Origin of the sequence: Enterobacter sp. Acro-832 (assembly GCF_011752745.1) — a bacterium.
Taxonomy (GTDB): Bacteria; Pseudomonadota; Gammaproteobacteria; order Enterobacterales; family Enterobacteriaceae; genus Enterobacter; species Enterobacter quasiroggenkampii.
The window spans coordinates 132,196-157,704 of the sequence record NZ_VWWX01000004.1; the positions used below are offsets into that span (position 1 = coordinate 132,196).

Sequence of the window (25,509 nt, forward strand, 5' to 3'; positions counted from 1 at the left end):
TATATTTATTTATTTCTGCAACTGTTTTCTTCAGTCCAAAATTAGACAATTAGTCGGCTCGCAAAAGCCAAAACCAGCACAATTAGCTAAAGTAAAATCCTGCCCGTTCCGCCCGTCGGGTCCGTTTTTATCGTCAGGGGTTGACATCAACTGCCGTATCCAGTACCACTAAAAGCATATTGAATTTAACGGAGCACGATTCATGATTCGCACCATTCGTTTCACCGGTCTACTACTACTAAACGCATCCACTGTGCGCGGTAGACTGGCGGGCGATATTCAGCGTTGAATCGTCACCAGTAAGACTAAAAACCCGCGCCACTGCGCGGGTTTTTTTATGCTCGTAGCAAGGCGCCCTAAGACTGACAAGGACCTAACCCATGAGCCAGCAAGTCATTATTTTCGATACTACTTTACGTGACGGTGAACAGGCATTACAGGCAAGCCTGAGTGTAAAAGAGAAACTGCAGATCGCGCTGGCTCTCGAACGTATGGGTGTCGACGTGATGGAGGTGGGTTTCCCGGTCTCGTCTCCGGGTGATTTCGAATCCGTCCAGACCATCGCCCGCACCATTAAAAACAGCCGCGTATGTGGTCTGGCGCGCTGTGTAGAAAAAGATATCGACGTTGCAGCCGAGTCACTGAAAGTGGCCGAAGCGTTCCGTATCCACACCTTTATTGCCACCTCGCCCATGCACATCGCCACCAAGCTGCGCAGCACGCTGGATGAGGTGATTGAGCGCGCGGTGTACATGGTGAAACGCGCACGCAACTACACCGATGACGTTGAATTCTCCTGTGAAGATGCAGGCCGTACGCCAATCGACGATTTGGCGCGCGTCGTGGAAGCTGCCATTAACGCGGGTGCCAAAACCATCAACATCCCGGACACCGTCGGCTACACCATGCCGTTTGAGTTCGCTAACATCATCACCGGCCTGTATGACCGCGTTCCGAACATTGATAAAGCGATTATCTCCGTCCACACCCACGATGATTTGGGTCTGGCCGTGGGCAATGCTATCGCCGCCGTCCACGCTGGCGCGCGTCAGGTAGAAGGCGCGATGAACGGCATCGGTGAACGTGCGGGCAACTGTTCGCTGGAAGAAGTGATCATGGCGATCAAAGTGCGCAAGGACATCATGGACGTGCACACCCGCATCAATCACAACGAGATCTGGCGCACCAGCCAGACCGTCAGCCAGATTTGCAACATGCCTATTCCGGCCAACAAAGCGATTGTCGGCACTGGCGCCTTCGCGCACTCCTCCGGTATTCATCAGGATGGCGTGCTGAAGAACCGTGAAAACTACGAAATTATGACCCCGGAATCCATCGGCCTGAACCAGGTCCAGTTGAACCTGACCTCCCGTTCCGGTCGCGCGGCAGTGAAGCACCGCATGGAAGAGATGGGTTATAAGGACAGCGATTACAACATGGATCAGCTGTATGACGCGTTCCTGAAGCTGGCCGACAAAAAAGGGCAGGTGTTCGACTATGACCTGGAAGCGCTGGCCTTTATTAACAAACAGCAGGAAGAGCCAGAGCACTTCCGTCTGGATTACTTCAACGTGCAGTCCGGCTCCAGCGACATCGCCACCGCCTCGGTCAAGCTGGCCTGTGGAGATGAAATTAAAGCAGAGGCAGCTAACGGTAATGGACCTGTCGATGCGATTTACCAGGCCATCAACCGCGTTACCGAGTACGACGTTGAGCTGGTCAAATATGACCTGACAGCTAAGGGCCACGGCAAAGATGCGCTGGGCCAGGTCGACATTGTTGTGACCCACAATGGCCGCCGCTTCCATGGCGTGGGTCTGGCGACCGATATCGTTGAATCCTCCGCGAAAGCGATGGTGCATGTGCTGAATAACATCTGGCGCGCCGCCGAAGTCGAAAAAGAGTTGCAACGCAAAGCTCAGAATAAAGAGAACAACAAGGAAACCGTGTAATGTCGAAGAATTACCATATTGCTGTGTTACCGGGCGACGGTATTGGCCCGGAAGTGATGGCACAGGCGCTGAAAGTACTGGAAGCCGTTCGCGCGCGTTTTGCGATGAAAATCACCACCAGCCACTACGATGTGGGCGGTATTGCGATTGATAACCACGGCACGCCACTGCCAAAAGCGACCGTGGAAGGTTGTGAAAATGCCGATGCCGTGCTGTTTGGTTCCGTCGGTGGCCCAAAATGGGAACACCTGCCGCCAGCAGAGCAGCCGGAGCGCGGCGCGCTGCTGCCGCTGCGTAAACATTTCAAATTGTTCAGTAACCTGCGTCCGGCGAAGCTGTACCAGGGTCTGGAAGAGTTTTGCCCGCTGCGCGCCGATATCGCCGCCAACGGTTTCGACATTCTGTGCGTACGTGAACTGACCGGTGGGATCTATTTCGGTCAGCCAAAGGGGCGCGAAGGCAGCGGTCAGCATGAAAAAGCGTTCGATACCGAGGTGTATCACCGCTTCGAAATTGAACGTATCGCCCATATCGCGTTTGAGTCGGCGCGCAAACGCCTCCATAAGGTGACCTCTATTGATAAAGCGAACGTGCTGCAGTCTTCCATTTTGTGGCGCGAGATCGTCAGTGAAGTCGCTAAACAGTACCCGGACGTTGCGCTGTCGCACATGTACATCGACAACGCGACCATGCAGCTGATTAAGGATCCGTCCCAGTTTGACGTGCTGCTGTGCTCCAACCTGTTCGGCGATATTCTCTCTGACGAGTGCGCGATGATCACCGGCTCGATGGGCATGCTGCCATCCGCCAGCCTGAATGAAGAAGGGTTTGGTCTGTATGAACCGGCAGGCGGCTCCGCACCGGATATCGCCGGCAAAAACATCGCTAACCCGATTGCGCAGATCCTCTCTCTGGCCCTGCTGCTGCGCTACAGCCTGGATGCAGGCGATGCAGCAACCGCAATTGAAAACGCAATTAACCGGGCGTTAGAAGAAGGCGTTCGTACCGGTGATTTAGCACGCGGCACGGCGGCAGTCAGTACCGATGAAATGGGCGACATTATTGCCCGCTATGTCGCTGAAGGGGTGTAATCATGGCTAAGACGTTATATGAAAAGTTGTTTGATGCGCACGTTGTCTACGAAGCACCAAACGAAACCCCACTGCTGTATATCGACAGACATCTGGTACACGAGGTGACCTCTCCCCAGGCATTTGACGGCCTGCGCGCGCACAAGCGTCCGGTGCGCCAGCCGGGTAAAACCTTCGCGACGATGGATCACAACGTTTCCACCCAGACTAAAGACATTAACGCCTCGGGTGAGATGGCGCGTATCCAGATGCAGGAACTGATTAAGAACTGCAATGAATTTGGCGTTGAGCTGTACGACCTGAACCATCCGTATCAGGGCATCGTCCACGTGATGGGCCCTGAGCAGGGGATTACCCTGCCGGGCATGACCATCGTCTGCGGTGACTCCCATACCGCAACCCACGGCGCGTTTGGCGCCCTGGCGTTCGGGATTGGCACGTCCGAGGTAGAACACGTGCTGGCGACGCAGACCCTGAAGCAGGGTCGCGCCAAAACGATGAAGATTGAAGTGAAGGGCAAAGCGGCACCTGGCATTACCGCGAAAGATATCGTGCTGGCGATTATCGGTAAAACCGGCAGCGCAGGCGGTACCGGCCACGTCGTTGAATTCTGCGGTGACGCTATTCAGGCGCTGAGCATGGAGGGTCGCATGACCCTGTGCAACATGGCCATTGAGATGGGTGCCAAAGCCGGGCTGGTCGCGCCAGATGAAACGACCTTTAACTATGTGAAGGGCCGTCTGCACGCGCCGAAAGGGCAGGATTTTGACGACGCGGTAGCCTACTGGAAAACCCTGAAAACCGACGACGGGGCAACGTTTGATACCGTTGTCACGCTGCAGGCTGAAGAGATTGCCCCTCAGGTGACCTGGGGGACCAACCCGGGTCAGGTGATTTCCGTCAACGACGCCATTCCCGATCCGGCTTCCTTCGCCGATCCGGTCGAGCGCGCCAGTGCGGAAAAAGCGCTGGCCTATATGGGGCTGAAGCCCGGCGTGCCGTTGACCGACGTGACCATTGATAAGGTGTTTATCGGCTCATGCACCAACTCCCGTATCGAAGATTTGCGTGCGGCGGCAGAGATCGCCAAAGGCCGTAAAGTCGCGCCGGGCGTGCAGGCGCTGGTCGTTCCAGGCTCTGGTCCGGTGAAAGCCCAGGCGGAAGCCGAAGGTCTGGATAAGATCTTTATCGAAGCAGGCTTCGAGTGGCGCCTGCCAGGCTGTTCCATGTGTCTGGCCATGAACAACGATCGCCTGAATCCGGGTGAGCGCTGTGCCTCCACCAGCAACCGTAACTTTGAAGGCCGTCAGGGCCGCGGTGGGCGCACCCATCTGGTCAGCCCCGCAATGGCCGCCGCTGCGGCAGTCACCGGCCATTTCGCCGACATTCGCAGCCTGAAATAAGGAGACAATCATGGCAGAGAAATTTACCCAACATACAGGCCGGGTTGTCCCCCTGGACGCCGCGAACGTCGATACTGACGCCATTATTCCTAAGCAGTTTTTGCAGAAGGTGACGCGTACCGGCTTTGGCGCGCACCTGTTCAACGACTGGCGTTTCCTGGACGACAAAGGCGAAGTGCCTAACCCGGAATTCGTTCTGAACTTCCCGGAATACAAAGGTGCCTCCATTTTGCTGGCGCGGGAAAACTTTGGCTGCGGCTCGTCGCGTGAGCATGCGCCCTGGGCGTTGACCGACTACGGCTTTAAGGTGGTTATTGCTCCCAGCTTCGCGGATATCTTCTACGGCAACAGCTTCAACAACCAGCTGCTGCCGGTGACGCTGAGCGATGAGCAGGTCGATGAATTGTTTGCGCTGGTTAAGGCCAATCCGGGCATGTCGTTTGAAGTGGATCTGGAAGCGGAAGTGGTGAAAGCCGGGGATAAGACCTACAGCTTCAGCATTGATGCGTTCCGCCGCCACTGCATGCTGAACGGTCTGGACAGCATTGGTTTGACGCTGCAGCACGAAGACGCCATCTCAGCGTACGAGAAAAAACAGCCTGCGTTTATGGGCTAAAGGCAATGGCCCGCGAAATGCGGGCCATTGATAAGGGTGCGTTGAGGCTCAACCACTCTGGAGAGGCGGGGAAACTTCCCCGCCCATACCGCTAACGTTTTGCTTCGTAAGCCAACACTGCCGCCATTTCTGTTTTCTCCTGTCTGAAATGCAATTCACACAACGAATCACGGACCATCCAGGTGAAGATCAACAACGTCGTACAGATCAGAAATAAACCTAACAGCAGAGTACGTTTTGGCATTCCAGCCTCCTTATTGCTTTTCGGCAATGAAGAGACTAACCTCGCAATGTTGGTTGTGAAGTTGGTCTCCCCATCAATCTTTTGATGTGGGACTCTCCACTGTTTGCCTCTTGCGAAAGCCTGAGGCAAACAGCCTCAAGCACCCGCCACGCACTCTATTCCCCTTCGTGATCTCTGTCAGAATGTCGTTCCATTTTGTGAAGCCGTCTTCCAGAATCAGACGTCTTTTACCCGGCAGGTCAGCAGGAGCGTCACGACGGATAGCGCCGCAATCATCCAGTAAACCGACGTATGGCCATAGCTTTGCGCCAGCGCGCCCTGGATCACACCGGCCAGAATCACCCCGGTTGAAATACTGTTCGTAAAGAGCGTCGTGGCCGATCCCGCGCGTCCGGGCATCAGATCCTGAAACCAGAGCATGCCGATTCCGGCGACGATCCCAATGAACACAGCATTAAACAGCTGCAGCGCCAGCAGCGCTTCGCGCGAGTGGAATAAGATCAGCCCAAGATAAAACAACACCCCGGCTGCAACCGCAACCACCATCATTTTGCGTTTACCGAAACGCTTTACGTAATATCCCGCCAGAATCATTGCCGGAATTTCCAGCCCGGCAGCGGTCCCCATTAAGATCCCCGCAAGCTTGTCCGGTAAGCCCAGATCGCTGCTGATCCACAGCGGCATGTCGATGATGTACATGGTATTGCAGGTCCACATCAGCGTGGAGGCAATAAACAGCATGCGGACGTTTTTGTCCTGCCAGCCGCTCACCTGGGTGAGCGGTTTATCCGTTGTCTGTTCGACGCGCGCCACGGACGGCAGCGCAAAGGCTATCAGCGCCAGGCTGATGACAAAAATCCCGGCCGCGATGGTGAACATGGTGGTAAAGCCGTAGTTCAACGCCAGCATAAAGGCCAGCGGCGGACCAATGACCCACGCCAGCGAGAGCTGGGCACGCATCACCGAGCTGAACATCACCACTTCCCGCGCCGAGTTATCCGCATATTCACGGGCCAGCGCGAACAGCTGCGGCATGGCGGTGTTCGCCAGTGACGCCAGCAGCACGCCGCAGGTAATGAGCGTCAGATAATGACGGTTAAAGGCGAAGAGCAGCGCGTTGCCCACGGCCATGGTGCAGCAAAAGAGGATCAGCCTGCGGCGATCGCCCTGGCTGTCCGATCGTTTCGCCAGCGCGAGGCTGACCAGGATCCCGGCAATGGCGTTAACAGTATAAAACAGCCCCACCCAAAACGGCTGTGCCCCCACCTCGCGGCTGAGAAACAGGCTCAGCGTCGGCGCCTGCAGCGCCCCCGCCACGCCCATCATAAAGGCCACCAGCATAAAAGCGGCATACACGCCGTTCAGGCGTCGCCCCATCGTCATCAACCACAGCATGCGCAAGTCCTTGTGAAAGCAAATCGAAATTGGGTGAAAGAATAAACGAAAAAAGCCAGCAAAAACATTTTGCTGGCGGGTGATAAGCACCAATACTCAGTCACACATGATCGAGGCGAGTCAGCGAGAAGAGGCCGGTTTCGTAACGTCCCACTGCATCAGTTCTTCTAACATTTTCAGCCGTTGCTCGGCACACTGGCGGGCCAGCCAGGACGATCCTTTTGTCGCTGAAAAGTACTGCTGATAAAACTGACGTGCGGTAGACCTCTTCATCATTTACCTCCTCGCTTCATCGGGAAGCATTATTGGCCTAATATAGGGATTAATAAATTGCTGGTTTTTTGTCAGGAGTTCCCCTTTTATGCCTTCCGGTCGTCTGCAGCAACAATTTATCCGCCTCTGGCAGTGCTGCGAGGGGCAATCGCAGGAAACGACGCTCAACGAGCTGGCTGACCTGCTTAGCTGTTCCCGCCGTCATATGCGCACGTTGCTCAATACCATGCAGCAGCAGGGGTGGTTAAGCTGGGAAGCGGAAGCGGGACGCGGGAAACGCTCGCGGCTGACCTTTCTCTACACCGGGCTGGCATTGCAGCAGCAGCGTGCAGAAGACCTGCTCGAGCAGGACCGCATCGATCAGCTGGTCCAGCTGGTGGGCGACAAAGCCGCCGTGCGCCAGATGCTGGTTTCCCATCTCGGACGCAGTTTTCGTCAGGGCCGACACATTCTGCGGGTACTCTACTATCGGCCAATGAAAAATCTGTTGCCCGGCACGGCGTTACGCCGCTCAGAAACCCATATGGCCCGGCAAATCTTCAGCGGCCTGACGCGGATAAATGAGGAAAACGGGGAACTGGAGGCGGATATCGCGCACCACTGGCAGCAGCTTTCCCCGCGCCACTGGCGCTTTTTCTTACGCCCTGGCATCCACTTTCACCACGGTCGCGAGCTGGAGATGCACGACGTCATCGCCTCTCTGGAACGCGCCCGCAGGCTGCCGCTCTACTCGCATATATCGCGCATCCACTCCCCCACGGCCTGGACGCTGGATATTGAGCTGTCGCAGCAGGACAAGTGGCTTCCCTGGCTGCTGGGCTATGTACCGTCGATGATTTTGCCCGGCGAGTGGGAGTCGATGAACAATTTTGCCAGCCTGCCAATTGGCACCGGCCCCTACGCCGTGTCCCGCAATAACAGCAATCAGCTGAAAATCCGCGCGTTCGATGACTACTTTGGCTATCGGGCGCTGATCGACGAAGTGAACGTGTGGGTATTGCCGGATCTCAATGAAGACCTGAGCTGCGGGCTGACGCTGGAAGGCCCCACCACGGGAGAAAAGGCCGTGGAGAGCCGCCTGGAGGAGGGATGCTACTATCTCCTCTTTGACCGCCGCACCCACCGCGGGGCAAACCAGGACGTCCGGAAGTGGATCAGCCACGTGTTGTCCCCTTCCAATCTGATCTACCATGCGGAAGCGCAGTACCAGACATACTGGTTCCCGGCGTACGGCCTGCTTCCGCGCTGGCACCACGCCCGCCCGTCGCAGTGCGACAAACCCGCAGGGCTGGAGTCCATCACCCTGACCTACTACCGCGAGCATGTTGAGCATCGTTTTATCGCGAGGATCATGACCCGCCTGCTGGCAGCCGAGGGGGTCAGGCTGGACATCAGGGAAGTGGACTATGACGAATGGCATCAGGGGGAGATCGCCAGCGATATCTGGCTCAACAGCGCCAACTTTACCCTGCCGCTCGATTTTTCCCTTTTCTCGCATTTGTATGAAGTCCCGCTGATCCAGCACTGCATCGACCGTGACTGGCAGCAGGATGCCGCCCTGTGGCGTGCGGGCGAGATGAATCTTGCCGTGTGGTGCCAGCAGCTGCTGGCCGAGCAGGCGATCGTCCCGTTGATCCACCACTGGCTGATGATTCAGGGCCAGCGCAGCATGCGCGGCCTGCGGATGAACACCCTGGGCTGGTTTGATTTCAAATCCGCCTGGTTTGCGCCCCCGGAGCCATAACGCTTTCGTAATATTCACCAAATCATTACAATAGCGCCGTTCTCAACGGGGTGCTGCATCACAGATGTGCGCTGAGATAATACCCGTCGAACCTGATCCGGATAACGCCGGCGAAGGGATTTGAGGCTGTCGCTCAAAATCCTTTGCCACTCAACCCTGAGGTGCAAAGTGTTAAAAAAAGTTCTCCCCCTGCTGGCGCTGTTCGCGCTGCCCGCTTTAGCCAAACCCGTCCTGACGGTCTACACCTACGACTCTTTCTCTGCCGACTGGGGTCCTGGCCCGGTTGTCAAAAAAGCCTTTGAAGCTGACTGCAACTGCGAGCTGAAGTTCGTGGCGCTGGAAGATGGCGTTTCACTGCTCAACCGTCTGCGCATGGAAGGGAAAAACAGCAAGGCTGACGTAGTGCTCGGTCTGGATAACAACCTGCTGGAAGCCGCCTCGCAGACCAAACTGTTTGCCAAAAGCGGCGTCGCAGCAGAGGCCGTTAACGTGCCTGGCGGCTGGAAGAACGACACCTTTGTGCCGTTCGACTACGGATACTTTGCTTTTGTTTACGACAAAAACAAGCTGAAAAACCCGCCGAAGAGCCTGAAAGAACTGGTGGAAAGCGACCAGAAGTGGCGCGTGATTTATGAAGATCCGCGGACCAGCACGCCGGGCCTGGGTCTGCTGCTGTGGATGCAGAAAGTCTACGGCGATAAGGCGCCGGAAGCGTGGCAGAAGCTGGCTGCCAAAACCGTGACCGTGACCAAAGGCTGGAGCGAAGCCTATGGCCTGTTCCTGAAAGGCGAAAGCGACCTGGTGCTGAGCTACACCACCTCCCCGGCTTACCACATTATCGCCGAGAAGAAAGATAACTATGCTGCCGCAGATTTTGCGGAAGGGCACTATCTGCAGGTGGAAGTCGCCGCGCGTACCGCTGCCAGCAAACAGCCTGAGCTGGCCGAGAAGTTCCTGAAGTTTATGGTTTCGCCGGCATTCCAGAATGCCATTCCCGCAGGCAACTGGATGTATCCGGTCACCAGCGTTGCACTGCCTGCAGGTTTTGAACAGTTGACCAAACCGAAAACCTCGCTGGAGTTTACGCCGCAGCAGGTCGCCGCGCAGCGTGCCGCATGGGTAAGTGAATGGCAACGCGCCGTCAGCCGCTAATTCCCGGCTGGTTGCTTCCCGGACTGCTCGCCGCCGTCGTAATGGTGGCAGTCAGCCTGGGGGCTTTTCTTGCGCTGTGGTTTAACGCGCCGGAGAGCGACCTGCTCGCTCTCTGGCACGACAGCTACCTCTGGCACGTCATTCGGTTCTCTTTCTGGCAGGCGTCTCTTTCTGCCCTGATGTCGGTGCTCCCGGCGATTTTTCTTGCACGCGCGCTGTATCGGCGGCGTTTCCCCGGCAGGCAGGCTCTGCTGCGCCTGTGCGCCATGACGCTGATCCTGCCCGTGCTGGTGGCGGTATTTGGCATTCTGAGCGTTTACGGTCGCCAGGGGTGGCTGGCTTCGCTGTTCGGCCAGCTTGGTCTGGAATGGTCATTCTCGCCTTACGGACTGCAGGGCATCCTGCTGGCACACGTCTTTTTCAATATGCCGATGGCAACGCGCCTCTTTTTGCAGGCGCTGGAGAACATTCCCGGCGAACAGCGCCAGATTGCCGCCCAGCTCGGCATGCGCGGCGCGTCGTTCTTCCGCTTTGTCGAATGGCCGTGGCTGCGCCGCCAACTCCCGCCCGTAGCGGCATTAATCTTCATGCTCTGCTTTGCCAGCTTTGCCACCGTGCTGTCACTTGGCGGCGGGCCGCAGGCCACCACCATTGAGCTGGCGATTTACCAGGCGCTGAGTTACGACTACGATCCCGGTCGCGCCGCACTGTTGGCGATAGTCCAGATGGCGTGCTGCCTTGCACTGGTACTGTTGAGCCAGCGGCTGAGTAAAGCCATTCCCGCTGGCAGTCATCAAATAACCGGCTGGCGCGATCCGCAGGACAGCCTGCACAGCCGCGTCAGTGATGTTATCCTGATCGGGCTGGCGCTCCTGCTGCTGTTGCCGCCGCTGCTGGCCGTTATCGTTGACGGACTGAACCTCAATCTCATGTCTGTCCTGCAACAGCCCGTCCTCTGGCAGGCCACCTGGACCTCGCTGCGTATCGCGCTGGTTGCCGGATTACTGTGCGTCATCCTGACCATGATGCTGTTGTGGAGCAGCCGTGAGCTTTACGCCCGCCAGGCGCAAAAAGCCGGACAAATGCTGGAGCTGACGGGTATGCTGATTCTGGCGATGCCGGGGATCGTGCTGGCGACGGGCTTCTTTTTACTGTTCAACAGCACCCTCGGCCTGCCCGAAAGGGCCGACGGCATTGTGATCTTTACCAACGCCTTAATGGCCATCCCTTACGCGCTCAAGGTGCTGGAAAACCCGATGCGCGACGTCAACAGCCGCTACAGTTTGCTGTGCCAGTCGCTGGGCATGCAGGGCTGGCAGCGGCTGAAGGTGGTTGAACTGCGCGCGCTAAAGCGTCCGCTGGCACAGGCGCTGGCGTTTGCCTGCGTGCTCTCTATTGGAGACTTTGGGGTCGTGGCGCTGTTCGGCAATGACGATTTCCGCACGCTGCCATACTGGCTCTATCAGCAAATCGGCTCTTACCGCAGTCAGGACGGCGCGGTCACCGCGCTGTTACTGCTGCTGCTGTGCTTTGCCTTATTTACCGTTATCGAGAAACTTCCGGGGCGTGATGCTAAAACTGACTGATGTAACCTGGCTTTATCAGCATCTGCCGATGCGCTTCACGCTCTCCGTGCGCCAGGGAGAGATGATCGCCGTGCTTGGCCCAAGCGGTGCGGGGAAAAGCACCTTGCTCAACTTGATCGCCGGTTTTCTGCAACCTGCCAGCGGGTCGATAGCCATCGATAATCGTGATTTCACCAGCGCCCCTCCGGCTAAACGTCCTGTCTCAATGCTGTTTCAGGAACACAACCTGTTTACCCACCTGACGGTGCGGCAAAACATCGCGCTGGGAATGCACCCGGGACTCAGGCTGAACGATGATCAGCGCCATAAGCTGGAGGTCATTGCCGCGCAGATGGGGATCGCCGGGTTTATCGACAGGCTGCCGGGCGAGCTTTCCGGTGGGCAGCGTCAGCGCGTGGCGCTGGCACGTTGTCTGGTGCGCGAGCAGCCGATACTGCTGCTGGATGAGCCGTTCTCGGCGCTCGATCCCGCGCTGCGCCAGGAGATGCTGGCCCTGGTGCAGGAGGTCTGTCAGCGCCAGCAACTGACGATGCTGATGGTTTCGCACAGTATCGAGGATGCCGCACGGATTGCGCCGCGATCGGTGGTGATCGCGGAGGGACGCATTTTGTGGGATGGAGCAACAGAAGCATTAATGAGCGGAAAAGAAAGCGCTTCTGGATTATTGGGTATAAAACCGTAGGCCGGGCAAACGCAGTGCCGCCCGGCGCTTAACGGCTCACAACTTTCAACAGGATCTCACCGTACACTGGCATCAGCGGGTGACGAATCAGCGCCACCAGCGCCACCACCGCCACACCCAGCGTCAGCGGGGCCAGCCAGAGCAGGCGAGTACGCGGGAGGTAGCGTGTCAGGCGATCGATATTTGCCTTCGCGCTGCGCCACAGTCGCCAGCAGAGCCATGCCGCCAGCCACAGCAGCAGCGCCGTGCCCAGCAGCAGCCACTTAAACTCACCGCTTTGCATACCGTCAGGAATATCGATGGCGGCCCCCGCGAGGATCCCCGGCAGGAAGTAGAACGGCGGCCAGAAGACGCAGCCGATAATGTTTGGCACCACGAATTTCGCAACGGGCAGATCCAGCATCCCGGCCACCATCGGCACCAGCGGACGCGTTGGCCCAACGAAGCGGCCGACAAGGATGGTAAACATGCTGTGCTGGTGCAGCGCATGCTCGGTCTTATCCAGCAAGGCTTTGTTCTTTTTCATGAACGACCAGCGGTGCAGCGGCTTCTTAAAGCGCCAGCCCAGCCAGAAGGAGATCCAGTCGCCGAGCAGGCAGCCGATAATTCCCGCCAGCCACGCCTGCCAGAAATTAACCTCACCGCTGCCGATCAGCGCGCCAAGCCCCGCCATCATCACGGTGCCAGGCAGGATTAACCCGACGAGCGCCAGCGACTCCAGAAACGCCACCAGCGCCACGGCGATGAGCGAGTACATAACGGACTGGGTAATAAAGTGTTCCAGCAATGCCTGCATAACTATTCCGGTCAGAAAACGAATCAGCGATTCTGCTTAGCGCCCCGCACCGCGTCAAGGCAACAATTGTCTGAATAGTTTACAGGTTGCTTCCCGCATTCACCTGTTTGTTTATCTTTTTTTACCGTTTATTCACATCCCGCGCGGAATTCACTGGGGCTGGCACCGGTACATTTTTTAAATACGCGGGAGAAATAGAGCTGGTCTTCAAAGCCCACGTTGCGCCCCACGGTGGCGATGGGCATCCGGGTGGTGCTGAGCAGCAGCTTCGCCTGGCTGATCCGCTGATCCTCGCGCCAGCTCAACACGCTGACGCCTAGCTGCTGGCGGAACAAATGCGACAGACGCGACGGCGACAGGCAGACGTGCTGGGCAACGCTGGCGATATCAAACTGGCTATCGGCCAGGTGGTCGCTGATGTACTGGCAGGCGTCGCGCACGCGGTTATCCAGCGGCGGGTTAAGCGACGCGTTAATCGCCTCCATCCGTCGCAGCAGCAGCTGCTCAAGCAGGTTAATCGCCAGCAGTTCAGCGTAGCGCCCACCGGCCTGTCCCGCCTCGATAATCTGCGCAAAAAGTTCGCGAAACTGCGCCAGATGCACCTCATCCGGGCGATAAAAACCGGTGTGCGCAAAAATCGCCGGCCAGGAAAGCCACTCCTGCCAGTAGGCTCGCGGACGGAAATAGACCCACTGGTGATACCACTCTTTGGCGTCCGGATGACGGCCGTAGTGGTGGATCTCCCCCGGCGGGAACAGCAGGATATCCCCCGGGCGGCAGACAAATTGCTGGTCGCCGTTTTTGATGATCCCTTCCCCTCGCACGGTCAGGTTGAGGATATATCCTTTCATCCCAAGCGGTCGGTCGACGTAAAAGTCGAGATATCCTTCAGCCTCGATAGGAGTCAGTCCCGCCACAAGGTGCGCGTTAAACGAGTATCCCGGCAGCAGAGGATCGTTTTGCGTTTCGGCCATAGATTCAGTTCTCCCAAGGGTCCTCAAGGAAACCAATTGTCCATATCACTAAAAGCAGGTTAAAAATGGCCCGCGAAAAGATCCAAAAAGCATCACGCCGCTTTTACGTCCGCCATGTTTCAGCCTTTCCCCCTGATTTCTCCGCCTGAGCAGGCAGATAAGCAGTAACAAAAGTGTCTATAACTGCGGCAGAAATGTCCACATTGAATATTTGCACGGCGTCACACTTTCCGTTGTAACAGCAATTTAGTCCATAAGATTAGCGGATCCTGCCTGACGACTTTTGTCCCCAGTCTCTAATGTTCTTCCATACCTCTTTTTTCGATGGAGCAACACCATGGCAATTGCGATTGGCCTCGATTTTGGCAGCGATTCGGTTCGCGCGCTGGCAGTGGACTGTACGTCCGGCCAGGAGATAGCAACCAGCGTTGAGTGGTACCCGCGCTGGCAAGAGGGGCGCTACTGCGATGCGCCGAACAACCAGTTTCGGCATCACCCGCGTGACTACATTGAGTCGATGGAAGCGGCCATTAAAACCGTTCTGGCCGAACTGACCGACGCCCAGCGGGCGGATATTATTGGGATTGGCGTCGACAGTACCGGCTCCACGCCTGCCCCTGTGGATGCCGATGGCCGCGTGCTGGCGCTGCGTCCTGAGTTTGCCGACAACCCGAACGCCATGTTCGTGCTGTGGAAAGACCATACCGCCGTGGAAGAGGCCGAAGCCATCACCCGCCTGTGCCATCAGCCGGGCAAAACGGACTACTCGCGCTACATCGGCGGGATTTACTCCAGCGAATGGTTCTGGGCCAAGATCCTGCACGTCACCCGTGCCGACGCAACCGTTGCGCAGGCTGCAGCGTCATGGGTTGAACTGTGCGACTGGGTGCCTGCCCTGCTCTCCGGCACCACGCGTCCACAGGATATCCGCCGCGGTCGCTGCAGCGCCGGGCATAAATCCCTGTGGCATGAAAGCTGGGGCGGCCTGCCTCCGGCAGCCTTCTTCGATGAACTCGACCCGATCATCAACAAGAGCCTGACATACCCGCTGTTTACCGACACCTTTACCGCCGATATTCCCGTCGGCACCCTCTGTGAGGAGTGGGCGACGCGCCTCGGCCTGCCGCAAAACGTGGCGATCTCCGGCGGCGCGTTTGACTGCCATATGGGCGCCGTGGGCGCGGGCGCACAGCCAAACACGCTGGTCAAAGTCATCGGCACCTCCACCTGCGACATCCTGACGGCGGATAAAGCCACCGTCGGCGACCGCGCGGTAAAAGGCATCTGTGGCCAGGTTGACGGCAGCGTGGTACCGGACTTCATCGGCCTCGAAGCCGGTCAGTCCGCGTTTGGCGATATCTACGCCTGGTTTGGTCGCGTGCTGGGCTGGCCGCTGGATCGGCTGGCGGCGGCGCATCCTGAACTGAAAACCCAGATCGCCGAGAGCAAAAAGCAGCTTCTGCCGCAGCTTACCGAAGCCTGGGCCAAAAATCCCTCTCTCGACCACCTCCCGGTGGTGCTGGACTGGTTTAACGGTCGTCGCACACCGTTTGCCAACCAGCGCCTGAAAGGGGTGATTACCGATCTCAACCTCGCGACCGACGCGCCCGCGCTGTTCGGCGGCCTGATTGCCGCAACGGCCTTCGGTGCCCGCGCCATTATGGAGTGCTTCACCGAGCAGGGCATCGACGTGAATAACGTGATGGCGCTGGGCGGCATCGCCCGTAAAAACCCGGTGATCATGCAGGCCTGCTGCGACGTGCTGAACCGTCCGCTGCAGATTGTGGCGTCCGATCAGTGCTGCGCGCTGGGCGCGGCGATTTTCGCCGCCGTCGCCGCGGGCGTCCATGCGGATATCCCCACCGCGCAGCAGCACATGGCGAGCGCCGTCGAAAACACCCTTCAGCCGCGTGCTCAGCAGGCACAACGCTTTGAACAGCTTTATCAGCGCTACCAGCAGTGGGCAAAAAGCGCCGAACTTCACTATCTCCCTGTCGCCGCCCCGGCCAAAAGCACCGCGGACACTACGGCAACCCTGACCCATTAAGGACACGATGATGACCATTTTTAATAACTATGAAGTGTGGTTTGTGATTGGCAGCCAGCATCTGTACGGACCGGAAGCGCTGCAGCAGGTAACAAAACACGCGGAGCACGTCGTTAACGCGCTGAACGCGGAAGCCAAACTGCCGTGCAAGCTGGTGCTGAAACCGCTGGGCACAACGCCGGATGAGATTACCCATATCTGCCGCGACGCGAACTACGATGATAAATGCGCCGGTCTGGTGGTGTGGCTGCACACCTTCTCACCGGCAAAAATGTGGATCAACGGCCTGTCTATCCTCAACAAACCGCTGCTGCAGTTCCATACCCAGTTCAACGCCTCCCTGCCGTGGGACAGCATCGACATGGACTTTATGAACCTGAACCAGACCGCACACGGCGGCCGCGAGTTCGGCTTCATCGGCGCGCGTATGCGTCAGCAGCACGCGGTGGTCACCGGCCACTGGCAGGATGGTAAGGCGCAACAGCGTATCGGATCCTGGATGCGCCAGGCGGTTTCGAAGCAGGATACCCGCCACCTGAAAGTGGTGCGTTTCGGCGACAACATGCGTGAAGTGGCGGTCACCGACGGTGACAAAGTGGCCGCGCAGATCAAGTTCGGCTTCTCCGTGAATACCTGGGCCGTGGGCGACCTGGTGCAGGTAGTGAATGAAATCAGCGATGGCGACGTGAGCGCGCTGGTGGACGAGTACGAAAGCAGTTACCGCCTGACGCCTGCGGCACAGATCAACGGCGACAAGCGTCAGAACGTGCTGGATGCGGCGCGCATCGAACTGGGCATGAAGCGCTTCCTGCAGCAGGGCGGTTTCCACGCCTTTACCACCACTTTTGAAGATCTCCACGGTCTGAAACAGCTGCCGGGTCTGGCAGTACAACGTCTGATGCAGCAGGGCTACGGCTTTGCCGGCGAAGGCGACTGGAAAACTGCCGCTCTGCTTCGCATCATGAAGGTGATGTCGACCGGTCTGCAGGGCGGCACCTCCTTTATGGAGGACTACACCTACCACTTCGAGAACGGCAATGACCTGGTGCTCGGCTCTCACATGCTGGAAGTGTGTCCTTCCATCGCGGTAGAGGAAAAACCGATCCTCGACGTACAGTACCTCGGCATCGGCGGTAAAGCCGATCCGGCGCGTCTGATCTTCAACACCCGCACGGGCCCGGCCATCAACGCCAGCCTGATCGATCTGGGCGATCGTTTCCGCTTGCTGGTGAACTGCGTCGATGCGGTTGAAACGCCACATTCTCTGCCGAAGCTGCCGGTCGCCAACGCCCTGTGGAAAGCACAGCCGGATCTGCCAACCGCGTCAGAAGCCTGGATCCTGGCCGGTGGCGCGCACCATACCGTCTTCAGCCACGCGCTGGATCTGAACGACATGCGTCAGTTCGCCGAGCTGCACGATATCGAACTGACCGTCATTGATAACGATACCCGCCTGCCCGCCTTCAAGGACGCGCTGCGCTGGAACGAAGTCTATTACGGTTCAAAACGCTAAAGCACGGAATGCCCGGTGGCACCGCGTTTACCGGGCCTACGATCCTGTAGGCCGGATAAGCGAAGCGCCATCCGGCACTGGAGACAACAATGTTAGAAGAGCTCAAACGGCAGGTACTTGAAGCCAACCTGGCGCTGCCGAAACATAATCTGGTCACCCTGACCTGGGGCAACGTGAGCGCCGTTGACCGCGATAAAGGCGTGTTCGTGATCAAGCCTTCCGGCGTCGATTACGCGGTGATGACGGCGGACGATATGGTCGTTGTCAGCATCGAAACGGGTGAAGTGGTGGAAGGCAACAAAAAGCCGTCATCCGATACGCCCACTCACCGCCTGCTCTATCGATCATTCCCGACTATCGGCGGTATCGTGCATACCCATTCGCGCCATGCCACTATCTGGGCGCAGGCGGGCCAGTCCATCCCGGCGACCGGCACCACCCACGCGGACTACTTTTACGGCACGATTCCCTGCACGCGTTTGATGACCGATGCGGAGATTAACGGCGAGTATGAGTGGGAAACCGGTAACGTGATCGTCGAGACCTTCGAAAAACAGGGAATCGACGCGGCGCAAATGCCCGGCGTGCTGGTGCACTCCCACGGCCCGTTTGCCTGGGGGAAAAACGCGGAGGACGCGGTGCATAACGCCATCGTGCTCGAAGAGATCGCCTATATGGGGATCTTCTGTCGCCAGCTGGCGCCGCAGCTGCCGGATATGCAGCAAACCCTGCTGGATAAGCATTACCTGCGCAAGCACGGCGCGAAGGCCTACTACGGGCAGTAAACCCTTGCCCGGTGGCGCTGCGCTTACCGGACCTACGGAACCTGCAGGCCGGATAAGCGTAGCGCCATCCGGCGAAACAGGCACTGTATAAAACCCCAGCAAACCTACCTCAACCAGGCTATAATCAGGCCTGGTTTTGTTTTCTGGGATAACGGCGTGGCGCAGGCGCAAGAAGGCTTTTTACTGACCCGACACTGGCGGGATACGCCTCAGGGCACCGAGGTTGAATTCTGGCTGGCAACGGACAACGGCCCGCTGCAGGTGACGCTGCCGCCGCAGGAATCCGTGGCGTTTATTCCAGAAGCGCACGTCGAAAAAGTGAAACAGCTGCTGCGCGGTGAAAACGGCTGGCGCATTACCCCGCTTGAACTGAAAGATTTCCACCGTCAACCGGTTTATGGCCTCTACTGTCGCGCCCATCGTCAGCTGATGCGCTATGAAAAACTGCTTCGCGAAGCGGGCGTAACGCTCTACGAAGCCGACATCCGCCCACCGGAGCGCTTTCTGATGGAGCGGTTTATTACCGCGCCCGTCTGGGTCGACGGCACCGCGCACAACGGCAGTCTCGTTAACGCGCGGCTGAAGCCGAACCCGCACTACCGCCCTCCGCTGAAGTGGGTCTCCCTGGATATCGAAACCACCCGCCACGGCGAACTGTACTGCATAGGACTTGAAGGCTGCGGCGATCGGGTTGTCTATATGCTCGGGCCGCCAAATGGTGATGCCTCTGCGCTGGATTTCCGGCTTGAGTACGTCAACAGCCGCCCGCAGTTGCTGGAGAAGCTTAACCAGTGGTTTGCCGACTACGATCCCGACGTTCTGATCGGCTGGAACGTGGTGCAGTTCGACCTGCACGTGCTGCAAAAACACGCCGAGCGTTACCGCATCCCGCTGATGCTCGGGCGCGGCAACAGCGAGCTGGAGTGGCGCGAGCACGGTTTTAAGAACGGCGTTTTCTTCGCACAGGCGAACGGTCGCCTGATTATCGACGGCATCGAGGCGCTCAAGTCCGCCTTCTGGAACTTCTCTTCCTTCTCTCTCGAAGCGGTGGCGCAGGAGCTGCTTGGCGAAGGCAAATCCATCGACAACCCCTGGGACAGAATGGACGAGATCGACCGGCGCTTTAACGAAGACAAGCCCGCGCTCGCCACCTATAACCTGAAAGATTGCGAGCTGGTCACGCAGATTTTCCACAAAACCGAAATTATGCCCTTCCTGCTGGAGCGCGCGACGGTGAACGGCCTTGCGGTCGACAGGCATGGTGGATCGGTTGCCGCCTTTAGCCATCTCTACTTTCCCCGAATGCACCGGGCAGGATATGTCGCCCCTAACCTCGGGGAGGTGCCGCCGCAGGCCAGCCCCGGCGGCTACGTCATGGATTCCCGGCCAGGATTGTATGATTCCGTTCTGGTGCTGGACTACAAAAGCCTCTACCCGTCGATAATCCGCACCTTCCTGATCGATCCCGTCGGGCTGGTTGAGGGCCTGACCCAGCCGGATGATGAACACAGCACCGAAGGCTTCCTCGGCGCACGCTTCTCTCGGGAAAAACACTGCCTGCCCGACATCGTGGGAAACATCTGGCACGGCCGCGATGAGGCCAAGCGCCACGGCAACAAGCCCCTTTCTCAGGCGCTGAAAATTATCATGAACGCCTTCTACGGCGTGCTGGGTACCAGCGCCTGCCGCTTCTTCGACCCGCGTCTGGCATCGTCGATCACCATGCGCGGGCACGAGATCATGCGTCAGACCAAAGCGCTGATTGAGTCCCGGGGCTATGACGTCATCTACGGTGACACCGACTCCACCTTTGTGTGGCTTAAGGGCGCGCATTCAGAAGAAGACGCCGCGCAAATCGGCAAAGCGCTGGTCGCCTTCGTGAACGACTGGTGGCAGGAACATCTGCAGAAAGCGCGGTTAACCAGCGCGCTGGAGCTGGAATTTGAAACCCATTTCGCCCGCTTTTTAATGCCCACCATTCGCGGTACCGATCAGGGCAGCAAGAAGCGCTACGCCGGGCTGATTCAGGACGGCGACGCACAGCGGATGGTGTTTAAAGGGCTCGAGACGGTACGTACCGACTGGACGCCGCTGGCGCAGCAGTTCCAGCAAACGCTCTATCTGCGGGTGTTTCGCAATGAACCGTATCAGGACTACGTGCGCGAGACGATAGCCAGCCTGATGGCGGGCGAGCTTGACGCGCAGCTGGTGTATCGCAAACGCCTGCGCCGCCCGCTCGCGGAGTACCAGCGCAACGTTCCTCCGCACGTGCGCGCCGCGCGCCTTGCGGACGACGAAAACGTCCGCCGCGGCCGCGCGCCGCAGTATCAGAACCGGGGCACCATCAAATACGTCTGGACGATAAACGGTCCGGAACCGGTGGATTATCAGCACTCACCTCTGGATTACGAACACTATCTGACGCGTCAGCTTCAGCCGGTTGCCGACGGAATTTTGCCCTTCATCGACGACGACTTTGCTACACTGGTTACAGGGCAACTTGGCCTATTTTGACACGTGACGAAATGGCTGCCATCCAGTACCATAGCGCCCTTTCCATTCCCGGACCCATTTTTCGATGACCGTCTTTTTTGACGGTGGTCGAACTATTGCCTGCAATTAAAGATTAGAGCCGAACAACTATGCCTTTTACACTTGGTCAACGCTGGATCAGCGATACAGAAAGCGAACTTGGATTAGGAACCGTCGTTGCCGTTGATGCACGCATGGTTACCCTCCTCTTCCCTGCCACTGGTGAAAACCGCCTGTACGCTCGCAATGACTCCCCTGTAACCCGCGTGATGTTTAATCCGGGTGACACCGTGACCAGCCATGACGGCTGGCAGCTCAAGATTGAAGACGTAAAAGAAGAGAATGGACTGCTCGCCTACATCGGCACTCGCCTGGACACCGACGAGGCCAATGTCATCCTGCGCGAAGTGCTGCTCGACAGCAAGCTGGTGTTCAGCAAGCCGCAGGACCGCCTGTTTGCCGGGCAAATCGACCGTATGGATCGCTTCTCGCTGCGCTATCGCGCGCGTAAGTTCCAGAGTGAACAGTACCGCATGCCGTGGAGCGGCCTGCGCGGCCAGCGCACCAGCCTCATCCCCCACCAGCTGAACATCGCCCATGACGTGGGCCGTCGCCACGCGCCGCGCGTGCTGCTGGCAGATGAAGTGGGCCTGGGTAAAACCATTGAAGCGGGTATGATCCTGCATCAACAGCTGCTTTCCGGCGCCGCCGAGCGCGTGCTGATCGTGGTGCCAGAAACCCTGCAGCACCAGTGGCTGGTTGAGATGCTGCGCCGCTTCAACCTGCGTTTCTCTCTGTTCGACGACGAACGCTACGCCGAAGCGCAGCACGATGCGGACAACCCGTTTGAAACCGAACAGCTTGTGATTTGCTCCCTGGACTTCGTGCGCCGCAGCAAGCAGCGTCTTGAGCATCTGTGCGATGCCGAGTGGGACCTGATGGTGGTCGACGAAGCGCACCACCTGGTCTGGAGCGAAGATGCGCCGAGCCGCGAATATATGGCTATCGAGCAGCTTGCCGAACGCGTGCCTGGCGTCCTGCTGCTGACCGCCACGCCGGAACAGCTGGGTCTCGAAAGCCACTTCGCCCGTCTGCGCCTGCTTGATCCCAACCGTTTCCACGATTTTGAGCAGTTTGTGGAAGAACAGAATAACTACCGTCCGGTGGCGGATGCCGTCGCCCTGCTGCTGGCGGGCAAGCGTCTTTCTAATGACGAACTCAACACCCTGAGCGATCTGATCGGCGAGCAGGATATCGAGCCGCTTTTGCAGGCCGCGAACAGCGATAGCGACAACGCGGAATCCGCGCGCAAAGAGCTGATCGACATGTTGATGGATCGCCACGGCACCAGCCGCGTGCTGTTCCGTAACACCCGTAACGGCGTGAAAGGGTTCCCGAAACGCGAGCTGCACACCATTAAACTGCCGCTGCCGACGCAGTATCAGACGGCGATTAAAGTCTCCGGCATTATGGGCGCGCGCAAAACGCAGGAAGAGCGCGCCCGCGACATGCTTTATCCGGAGCAAATCTACCAGGAATTCGAAGGCGATACCGGCACCTGGTGGAACTTCGATCCGCGCGTGGAGTGGCTGATGGGCTACCTGACTGCACACCGCTCCCAGAAAGTGCTGGTGATCTGCGCCAAGGCGGCTACCGCGCTGCAGCTGGAGCAGGTCCTGCGCGAGCGTGAAGGTATTCGTGCCGCCGTGTTCCACGAAGGCATGTCCATCGTTGAACGCGACCGTGCCGCGGCGTGGTTTGGCGAAGAGGACAGCGGCGCGCAGGTTCTGCTGTGCTCGGAAATCGGTTCCGAAGGCCGTAACTTCCAGTTCGCCAGCAACCTGGTGATGTTCGATCTGCCGTTCAACCCGGATCTGCTCGAGCAGCGTATCGGCCGTCTGGACCGTATCGGTCAGGCCCATGATATTCAGATCCACGTGCCGTATCTGGAAAAAACGGCCCAGTCCGTGCTGGTGCGCTGGTTCCACGAAGGTCTGGATGCGTTTGAACATACCTGCCCGACGGGCCGCACCATTTACGATCAGGTGCATGGCGATCTGATCGGCTACCTGGCCGCACCGGAAAACACCGACGGCTTTGACGATCTGATTAAGTCCTGCCGCGAGAAGCACGACGCGCTGAAAGCGCAGCTGGAACAGGGTCGCGATCGCCTGCTGGAGATCCATTCCAACGGTGGCGAGAAAGCGCAGGCGCTGGCAGAGAGCATCGAAGAGCAGGATGACGACACCAGCCTGATTAGCTTCTCAATGAACCTGTTCGATATCGTCGGCATCAACCAGGACGATCGTGGTGAGGATCTGATAGTCCTGACCCCGTCCGATCACATGCTGGTACCGGATTTCCCGGGCCTGCCGGAAGATGGCTGTACCATCACCTTCGAGCGTGACGTGGCGCTGTCCCGTGAAGATGCCCAGTTCATCACGTGGGAACACCCGCTGATCCGCAACGGGCTGGATCTGATCCTCTCCGGCGATACCGGCAGCAGCACGATCTCCCTGTTGAAGAACAAGGCGCTGCCGGTGGGGACGCTGCTGCTGGAGCTGATTTACGTTGTGGAAGCGCAGGCACCGAAGCAGCTGCAGCTCACCCGTTTCCTGCCGCCGACGCCGGTCCGTCTGCTGCTGGATAAAAACGGCACCAACCTGGCCGGACAGGTCGAGTTCGAAAGCTTCAACCGACAGCTGAGCGCGGTGAACCGCCATACCGGCAGCAAGCTGGTTAACGCGGTCCAGCAGGACGTGCACGCTATTCTGCAGCAGGGCGAAACCCAGATTGAGAAAGCGGCCAGAGCGCTGATTGATGCCGCACGCGCGGAAGCCGACGAGAAACTGTCTGCGGAGCTGTCGCGTCTGGAAGCGTTGAAGGCCGTGAACCCTAACATCCGTGACGACGAGCTGGCGGCGATTGAAAGCAACCGTCAGCAGGTGCTGGAAAGCCTCAACCAGGCTAGCTGGCGTCTGGATGCCCTGCGTCTTATCGTTGTGACGCATCAGTAACCGGAGCGCAAGATGGTGATGGAGCCGTACAATCCGCCGCAGGATCCCTGGCTGGTCATTCTGTATCAGGATGAACACATTATGGTGGTCAACAAGCCCAGCGGGCTGTTGTCCGTGCCGGGGCGTCTGGATGAGCACAAAGACAGCGTGATGACGCGCATTCAGCGCGATTATCCTCAGGCGGAGTCTGTCCATCGCCTGGACATGGCGACCAGCGGCGTGATTGTGGTGGCGCTGAATAAGGCGGCGGAACGCGAGCTGAAGCGCCAGTTCCGCGAGCGCGAGCCGAAAAAGCAGTATGTCGCCCGCGTCTGGGGTCACCCCGCGCAGGCGGAAGGGCTGGTGGATTTACCGCTGATCTGCGACTGGCCGAACCGGCCAAAGCAGAAGGTGTGCTACGAAACCGGCAAGGCCGCGCAGACCGAGTATGAAGTGCTGGAGTACGCGCCGGATAATACCGCGCGCGTCCTGCTTAAACCGATTACCGGACGCTCACACCAGCTGCGCGTGCATATGCTTGCCCTGGGTCATCCGATTCTGGGCGACCGGTTTTACGCGCCGCCTGAAGCACTGACCTTAGCGCCACGTCTGCAGCTGCACGCGCAGACGCTCACCATCACCCATCCTGCCTTCGGTAATGCGATGACATTTAAAGCTCCGGTGGACTTCTAAAAAAAAGCCCGACACCGTCGGGCTTTTTTTATTTAAAGCCTTTCTTCTCTTTAATCAGTTCGTACGCTTTCTGAATTTCCTGCGCCTTTTGCTTCGCCATCTCCATCATTTCCGGCGGTAAACCTTTCGCGACCAGCTTGTCCGGATGGTGCTCGCTCATCAGCTTACGATAGGCACGTTTGATCGTGGTCTGATCGTCAGAAGGCTTTACGCCAAGTACGTTACAGGCATCTTCCAGCGTCGGACCACGCTGCGCCTGCTGCCAGGCACCGCCAGATGACTGCTGGTGATAGCCGCCGCCAAACTGCGCCCCGCCCTGCATCATGCGCAGGAACTGATCGAACTGCATACGGGAGATACCCAGCTCTTCCGCAATCACGTATAAAACATCGCGCTCGTTAGGGTGAAGCGAGCCGTCGGCGAAGGCCGCCTGGATCTGAATTTCCAGAAACATCCGAATTAAATCAAAACGGCCGAAGCAGATGCTGCGGAACTGACGCATTTTTTCGCGAAGCGGATAGTTATCGGATTTCCCGATGCGAAACGCATTTTGCGCCTCCAGGCGGGAGTCACCGTGCAGATTCATGCGGTCCATAAAGACGCTGGCAATCTGAATATCGGCTTCCGTAACGCGGCCTTTGGATTTGGTTAAATGCCCCATCACCTCAAAAGTGGTGGAGAAAAAGAGTGACTGACGCTCGCGCTGATTGGCAAACCAGGCCATTTTGCGGCTGCGGGCCTTATCAAACATATGGCCAATAATAAGCCCCAGCACTATTCCCCAGAACCCGGCACCCATGATGATGGCGAACGCAACGCCGATTATTTTACCCCAATACTGCATATACTCCCCGGATAGTCATATTCCTGGCCGACGCAACGTCATCATCACTGTGTTCAAGTCACGGTCAATTGAAGGACATCGCCTATAATTTGCTTTATCATACTCGTCATTCGATAGCGAGCCTAACACTCTGGCACGCAAACGGGCAGGATTAACGCTGGTACTGCGCAGATGAGTAAGATAGTCTCTGA

Annotated in this window: 20 protein-coding genes and 1 riboswitch; of the genes, 14 read left to right on the plus strand and 6 right to left on the minus strand. The window is 58.1% G+C overall.

Annotation, left to right across the window (positions count from 1 at the left end; translation table 11 throughout):
• Window positions 1-380: 380 nt before the first annotated feature.
• From leuA to leuD, 4 genes are read left to right on the plus strand one after another with little or no spacing between them, the layout of a single operon-like run.
• On the plus strand, window positions 381-1,952 hold the full coding sequence (gene leuA, locus F3J31_RS15445) for a 2-isopropylmalate synthase (protein ID WP_008501997.1): 1,572 nt from the start codon (window positions 381-383) through the stop codon (window positions 1,950-1,952).
• Entirely contained in the window at window positions 1,952-3,043 is a 1,092-nt protein-coding gene (leuB, locus tag F3J31_RS15450; RefSeq protein ID WP_167214004.1) for a 3-isopropylmalate dehydrogenase, read from the plus strand. Before leuA ends, leuB begins: the two co-directional genes overlap by 1 nt.
• A gap of 2 nt (window positions 3,044-3,045) precedes the next feature.
• Entirely contained in the window at window positions 3,046-4,446 is a 1,401-nt protein-coding gene (gene leuC / locus F3J31_RS15455) for a 3-isopropylmalate dehydratase large subunit (protein ID WP_008501999.1), read from the plus strand.
• Between the two features lie 10 nt (window positions 4,447-4,456).
• The gene (gene leuD / locus F3J31_RS15460) at window positions 4,457-5,062 is read left to right on the plus strand and encodes a 3-isopropylmalate dehydratase small subunit (protein WP_023616037.1); all 606 of its coding nucleotides are present in this window, start codon (window positions 4,457-4,459) and stop codon (window positions 5,060-5,062) included.
• A 91-nt stretch (window positions 5,063-5,153) separates the two neighbouring features.
• On the opposite strand, the gene F3J31_RS15465 is transcribed toward leuD, so the two are convergent.
• The 3 genes from F3J31_RS15465 to sgrT all read right to left on the minus strand — a co-directional run bounded on the left by F3J31_RS15465 (window position 5,154) and on the right by sgrT (window position 6,974).
• On the minus strand, window positions 5,154-5,306 hold the full coding sequence (locus F3J31_RS15465; RefSeq protein ID WP_045907789.1) for a Hok/Gef family protein: 153 nt from the start codon (window positions 5,304-5,306) through the stop codon (window positions 5,154-5,156).
• 216 nt (window positions 5,307-5,522) lie between these two features.
• Entirely contained in the window at window positions 5,523-6,701 is a 1,179-nt protein-coding gene (locus tag F3J31_RS15470) for a sugar efflux transporter (protein ID WP_167214010.1), read from the minus strand.
• 120 nt (window positions 6,702-6,821) lie between these two features.
• Window positions 6,822-6,974, minus strand: coding sequence for a glucose uptake inhibitor SgrT (gene sgrT, locus F3J31_RS15475; protein ID WP_045907787.1), 153 nt, complete (start codon window positions 6,972-6,974; stop codon window positions 6,822-6,824).
• 88 nt (window positions 6,975-7,062) lie between these two features.
• Here sgrT and sgrR point away from each other — a divergent pair, with 88 nt between their 5' ends.
• The 4 genes from sgrR to thiQ all read left to right on the plus strand — a co-directional run bounded on the left by sgrR (window position 7,063) and on the right by thiQ (window position 12,138).
• Window positions 7,063-8,718 carry an HTH-type transcriptional regulator SgrR gene (gene sgrR / locus F3J31_RS15480; RefSeq protein ID WP_126534272.1) on the plus strand — a complete coding sequence of 552 codons (1,656 nt, stop codon included), beginning with the start codon at window positions 7,063-7,065 and terminating at the stop codon, window positions 8,716-8,718.
• Between the two features lie 36 nt (window positions 8,719-8,754).
• Window positions 8,755-8,855: riboswitch (TPP riboswitch) on the plus strand.
• Between the two features lie 31 nt (window positions 8,856-8,886).
• On the plus strand, window positions 8,887-9,870 hold the full coding sequence (thiB, locus tag F3J31_RS15485) for a thiamine ABC transporter substrate binding subunit (protein WP_023345430.1): 984 nt from the start codon (window positions 8,887-8,889) through the stop codon (window positions 9,868-9,870).
• Window positions 9,846-11,456 (plus strand): thiamine/thiamine pyrophosphate ABC transporter permease ThiP, encoded by a 1,611-nt coding sequence (gene thiP / locus F3J31_RS15490; RefSeq protein WP_167214012.1) that lies wholly within the window; start codon window positions 9,846-9,848, stop codon window positions 11,454-11,456. The genes thiB and thiP overlap by 25 nt, the downstream gene beginning before the upstream one ends.
• Entirely contained in the window at window positions 11,440-12,138 is a 699-nt protein-coding gene (gene thiQ / locus F3J31_RS15495) for a thiamine ABC transporter ATP-binding protein ThiQ (RefSeq protein WP_167214015.1), read from the plus strand. The genes thiP and thiQ overlap by 17 nt, the downstream gene beginning before the upstream one ends.
• Window positions 12,139-12,166: 28 nt before the next feature.
• Here the strand turns inward: thiQ and F3J31_RS15500 are convergent, their stop codons facing one another.
• Both F3J31_RS15500 and araC read right to left on the minus strand, forming a co-directional pair.
• Window positions 12,167-12,934 carry a DedA family protein gene (locus F3J31_RS15500; RefSeq protein WP_045907783.1) on the minus strand — a complete coding sequence of 256 codons (768 nt, stop codon included), beginning with the start codon at window positions 12,932-12,934 and terminating at the stop codon, window positions 12,167-12,169.
• A 128-nt stretch (window positions 12,935-13,062) separates the two neighbouring features.
• On the minus strand, window positions 13,063-13,908 hold the full coding sequence (gene araC, locus F3J31_RS15505) for an arabinose operon transcriptional regulator AraC (protein ID WP_023293301.1): 846 nt from the start codon (window positions 13,906-13,908) through the stop codon (window positions 13,063-13,065).
• A gap of 337 nt (window positions 13,909-14,245) precedes the next feature.
• Between araC and araB the strand changes: the two genes are divergently transcribed.
• The 6 genes from araB to rluA all read left to right on the plus strand — a co-directional run bounded on the left by araB (window position 14,246) and on the right by rluA (window position 24,474).
• Window positions 14,246-15,955 carry a ribulokinase gene (gene araB / locus F3J31_RS15510; RefSeq protein ID WP_048028526.1) on the plus strand — a complete coding sequence of 570 codons (1,710 nt, stop codon included), beginning with the start codon at window positions 14,246-14,248 and terminating at the stop codon, window positions 15,953-15,955.
• Between the two features lie 10 nt (window positions 15,956-15,965).
• On the plus strand, window positions 15,966-17,468 hold the full coding sequence (gene araA, locus F3J31_RS15515) for an L-arabinose isomerase (protein WP_045907781.1): 1,503 nt from the start codon (window positions 15,966-15,968) through the stop codon (window positions 17,466-17,468).
• An 89-nt stretch (window positions 17,469-17,557) separates the two neighbouring features.
• Window positions 17,558-18,253: an L-ribulose-5-phosphate 4-epimerase gene (gene araD / locus F3J31_RS15520; protein WP_008502011.1), complete on the plus strand. Its 696-nt coding sequence runs from the start codon at window positions 17,558-17,560 to the stop codon at window positions 18,251-18,253.
• Window positions 18,254-18,409: 156 nt separating this feature from the next.
• Window positions 18,410-20,767 (plus strand): DNA polymerase II, encoded by a 2,358-nt coding sequence (polB, locus tag F3J31_RS15525; RefSeq protein ID WP_167214018.1) that lies wholly within the window; start codon window positions 18,410-18,412, stop codon window positions 20,765-20,767.
• 128 nt (window positions 20,768-20,895) lie between these two features.
• The gene (gene rapA / locus F3J31_RS15530) at window positions 20,896-23,802 is read left to right on the plus strand and encodes an RNA polymerase-associated protein RapA (RefSeq protein ID WP_167214020.1); all 2,907 of its coding nucleotides are present in this window, start codon (window positions 20,896-20,898) and stop codon (window positions 23,800-23,802) included.
• A gap of 12 nt (window positions 23,803-23,814) precedes the next feature.
• The gene (gene rluA, locus F3J31_RS15535) at window positions 23,815-24,474 is read left to right on the plus strand and encodes a bifunctional tRNA pseudouridine(32) synthase/23S rRNA pseudouridine(746) synthase RluA (RefSeq protein ID WP_023345423.1); all 660 of its coding nucleotides are present in this window, start codon (window positions 23,815-23,817) and stop codon (window positions 24,472-24,474) included.
• A gap of 28 nt (window positions 24,475-24,502) precedes the next feature.
• On the opposite strand, the gene djlA is transcribed toward rluA, so the two are convergent.
• Window positions 24,503-25,318, minus strand: a complete 816-nt coding sequence (gene djlA / locus F3J31_RS15540) for a co-chaperone DjlA (RefSeq protein ID WP_008502016.1) — start codon at window positions 25,316-25,318, stop codon at window positions 24,503-24,505.
• Between the last annotated feature and the right edge of the window lie 191 nt (window positions 25,319-25,509).

Excerpts from the sequence above, each read along its gene's own strand:
- leuA (WP_008501997.1), top strand. The coding sequence starts at position 381 with ATGAGCCAGCAAGTCATTATTTTCGATACTACTTTACGTGACGGTGAA.
- leuB (WP_167214004.1), top strand. The coding sequence starts at position 1,952 with ATGTCGAAGAATTACCATATTGCTGTGTTACCGGGCGACGGTATTGGC.
- leuC (WP_008501999.1), top strand. The coding sequence starts at position 3,046 with ATGGCTAAGACGTTATATGAAAAGTTGTTTGATGCGCACGTTGTCTAC.
- leuD (WP_023616037.1), top strand. The coding sequence starts at position 4,457 with ATGGCAGAGAAATTTACCCAACATACAGGCCGGGTTGTCCCCCTGGAC.
- F3J31_RS15465 (WP_045907789.1), bottom strand. The coding sequence starts at position 5,306 with ATGCCAAAACGTACTCTGCTGTTAGGTTTATTTCTGATCTGTACGACG.
- F3J31_RS15470 (WP_167214010.1), bottom strand. The coding sequence starts at position 6,701 with ATGCTGTGGTTGATGACGATGGGGCGACGCCTGAACGGCGTGTATGCC.
- sgrT (WP_045907787.1), bottom strand. The coding sequence starts at position 6,974 with ATGAAGAGGTCTACCGCACGTCAGTTTTATCAGCAGTACTTTTCAGCG.
- sgrR (WP_126534272.1), top strand. The coding sequence starts at position 7,063 with ATGCCTTCCGGTCGTCTGCAGCAACAATTTATCCGCCTCTGGCAGTGC.
- thiP (WP_167214012.1), top strand. The coding sequence starts at position 9,846 with ATGGCAACGCGCCGTCAGCCGCTAATTCCCGGCTGGTTGCTTCCCGGA.
- thiQ (WP_167214015.1), top strand. The coding sequence starts at position 11,440 with ATGCTAAAACTGACTGATGTAACCTGGCTTTATCAGCATCTGCCGATG.
- F3J31_RS15500 (WP_045907783.1), bottom strand. The coding sequence starts at position 12,934 with ATGCAGGCATTGCTGGAACACTTTATTACCCAGTCCGTTATGTACTCG.
- araC (WP_023293301.1), bottom strand. The coding sequence starts at position 13,908 with ATGGCCGAAACGCAAAACGATCCTCTGCTGCCGGGATACTCGTTTAAC.
- araB (WP_048028526.1), top strand. The coding sequence starts at position 14,246 with ATGGCAATTGCGATTGGCCTCGATTTTGGCAGCGATTCGGTTCGCGCG.
- araA (WP_045907781.1), top strand. The coding sequence starts at position 15,966 with ATGACCATTTTTAATAACTATGAAGTGTGGTTTGTGATTGGCAGCCAG.
- araD (WP_008502011.1), top strand. The coding sequence starts at position 17,558 with ATGTTAGAAGAGCTCAAACGGCAGGTACTTGAAGCCAACCTGGCGCTG.
- rapA (WP_167214020.1), top strand. The coding sequence starts at position 20,896 with ATGCCTTTTACACTTGGTCAACGCTGGATCAGCGATACAGAAAGCGAA.
- rluA (WP_023345423.1), top strand. The coding sequence starts at position 23,815 with ATGGTGATGGAGCCGTACAATCCGCCGCAGGATCCCTGGCTGGTCATT.
- djlA (WP_008502016.1), bottom strand. The coding sequence starts at position 25,318 with ATGCAGTATTGGGGTAAAATAATCGGCGTTGCGTTCGCCATCATCATG.